The sequence below is a fragment of the Starkeya nomas genome (genome assembly GCF_902703545.1).
GTDB classification, from domain to species: Bacteria; Pseudomonadota; Alphaproteobacteria; order Rhizobiales; family Xanthobacteraceae; genus Ancylobacter; species Ancylobacter moscoviensis.
Genome location: NZ_CACSAS010000027.1, coordinates 1 through 2171, shown reverse-complemented (window position 1 = coordinate 2171; position 2171 = coordinate 1). Strand labels below are relative to the sequence as shown.

At 64.3% G+C, this 2171-nt stretch carries 3 protein-coding genes and 2 pseudogenes; all 5 read left to right on the top strand.

The features are described from left to right. A pseudogene (locus STARVERO_RS22070) lies at positions 1 to 988 on the top strand (Ti-type conjugative transfer relaxase TraA); the annotation flags it as partial. 130 nt (positions 989 to 1118) lie between these two features. After that, on the top strand, positions 1119 to 1337 hold the full coding sequence (locus tag STARVERO_RS22065) for a helix-turn-helix transcriptional regulator (RefSeq protein WP_159602163.1): 219 nt from the start codon (positions 1119 to 1121) through the stop codon (positions 1335 to 1337). Between the two features lie 67 nt (positions 1338 to 1404). After that, on the top strand, positions 1405 to 1572 hold the full coding sequence (locus STARVERO_RS22060; protein WP_244616986.1) for a hypothetical protein: 168 nt from the start codon (positions 1405 to 1407) through the stop codon (positions 1570 to 1572). Positions 1573 to 1658: 86 nt separating this feature from the next. After that, a complete protein-coding gene (locus tag STARVERO_RS22055; RefSeq protein WP_054308812.1) occupies positions 1659 to 1907 on the top strand; it encodes a type II toxin-antitoxin system Phd/YefM family antitoxin in 249 nt (82 codons plus the stop codon). Beyond that, positions 1904 to 2171, top strand: a pseudogene (locus STARVERO_RS22050) (PIN domain-containing protein); the annotation flags it as partial. The gene STARVERO_RS22055 and the pseudogene STARVERO_RS22050, both read left to right, overlap by 4 nt.

Below are 2171 nucleotides of genomic sequence, written 5' to 3'. Positions count from 1 at the left end.
CGGGCGCAATGTCGCGTTCGACCTGAAGGACTACAACAAGATCGACCACGGCTATGCCGCCACGATCCACAAGGCGCAGGGCATGACCGTAGACCGCGCCCATGTGTTGGCGACGCCGGGCATGGACACCCACGGCAGCTACGTCGCCCTGTCCCGGCACCGCGACGGCACGGACCTGCACTATGGCCGCGACGACTTCGCCAGCCGGGACCGGCTTGTCGGTGTCCTGTCGCGCGACCGTGCCAAGGACATGGCGAGCGACTACGAACCCGCCCGCGACTACGCCGAACGGCGCGGCATCACCTTCCGCGAGCGCGTGGAACGGGTTGTCGAGATCGTCCGCCAGGTTCCCGAAAAGGTGCGCGGCATCTTCGACGGGCTGCGCCTGCCCGCCGAGGGCGGACAGGGGCCGGAAAGGAAGGTGGAGGAAGACCCGGAGGCGGCGTTGCGCCGCGCCCGTGGCCGGGCGCTCGTCCGTCATGCGCGCGCCGTGGATGCGATCTTCGCGGCGCAGGAACAGGGCGGCAAGGCCAGCCCCGATCAGATCAGGGAATTGCAGGAGGCGCGCCAGCGGTTCGAGGAGGTGCGCCCCTACGGCTCGCACGACGCCGAAGCCGCCTACAAGAAAAACCCGGAGCTTGCGGCGGAGGCGGCATCCGGCGACGCCCGGCGCGCAATCCGCGCCTTGCAACTGGAAACCGAGTTGCGCACCGATCCCGGCCTGCGCGCCGACCGTTTCGTGGAACGCTGGCAAAATCTCCACAGGGCCAGCGACGAACGGTATGCGGCGGGCGACTATGCCGGTCACAGGGCCGCGCGGGTGGAGATGGGGAACATGGCCCACAGCCTCGAACGCGACCCGCAGATGGAATCCCTTCTGGCGGGCCGCAAGCGGGAACTCGGCATCTCATTCGATTCGGGGATGGGCGTCGGCCGCGACCTCACCCTCACTTTCGGGCTTGGTCGGGGGCGGGGTCTCGGACTGTAGAACCATCCTATTTTCCGCCGTCTCTTCGCCACAGCCCTACGACGCCCAAATATCTATTGCACAACAACAAATCGCTCCTCTGTCTGGTCTCTGCAATCGTCAGAAATAGCCAGCAGGAGGCAGCGCAGCCATGCTCGCATCAGACCGTATCGTCCGCCTGAAAACCGTCCTCGCCCGGACCGGCCTATCCCGGTCCACCATCTATCGCAAGATCGCCGAGGGCACGTTCCCGCCCCAGATCAAGATCAGCGTCAACGGCGCGGGCTGGAAGGAATCCGACATTAACCGATGGGTCGCCAACCCCGTAGCGTGGCGGCCCGGAAGCGGGCGCGACCTCGATGGCGTCTGATCGCGGCGCGCGGTCCCGCTCCCGGCGCGTCAGGCCGCCCACGGCAACGGAGCAGCTTGAGACGCTGTTGGGCTATCCGTGGCCGTTCCCCGGCAGACCGCCCAAACATGACCTGTCCACCTGGACCGTCACCGACGACTGGCCCCATCCCGTTCCGGTCACGCAGGCCGAGATCGAGGTGTTCGAGCAATGGTTCGGAGACCTGTTCGATGACCTGTTCGGCCCCGAGGGCTGACACCTCGGAGATTTGAAATCGGCGTTGAAATCCGCCCTTCAATAGATTATGTGTAGTCACATATGGCTACATATGGAGGACGCAACATGCTGACCATCAACCTCAGAGACGCCAAGGCTGGATTTTCCAGCCTTGTTGATGAGGCTGTCAAAGGAGAGATCGTGACCATCACCCGTCATGGCAAACCCGTAGCGGCCCTGGTTTCGGTCGAGGCGGCGGAGATCGCGCGCAAGGCGCTCGAACGCAAACGGGCGGGCCTTGTCAGCTATCTCAGGACGTTCCCAGGCGGAGAGTTCACGCGCAACCGCAAGCCATCGCGAGATGTCGAGCTTTGAGCGGTTTTCTTCTCGACACCAACGTCGTCTCCATGCTGGCGCCGTCCAAGTCGGAAGCATCCGCTGACTTCCTCACCTGGCTGAATCGCATGGACGGCGACGGCCGGTTATTCCTGTCGGTCGTCTCCATCCATGAAATCGAGAAGGGGATCGCGCTCCTCGACCATAAGGGGGCAACGGCGAAGGCCGCGAGCCTGAAAGCATGGCTCAGTGGCCTTGTCTCCACATACGATGACAAGATTATTGGCTTCGACGCGCAGGCTG

Coding starts and splice junctions, on each gene's coding strand:
- STARVERO_RS22065 (WP_159602163.1), top strand. CDS start 1,119: ATGCTCGCATCAGACCGTATCGTCCGCCTGAAAACCGTCCTCGCCCGG.
- STARVERO_RS22055 (WP_054308812.1), top strand. CDS start 1,659: ATGCTGACCATCAACCTCAGAGACGCCAAGGCTGGATTTTCCAGCCTT.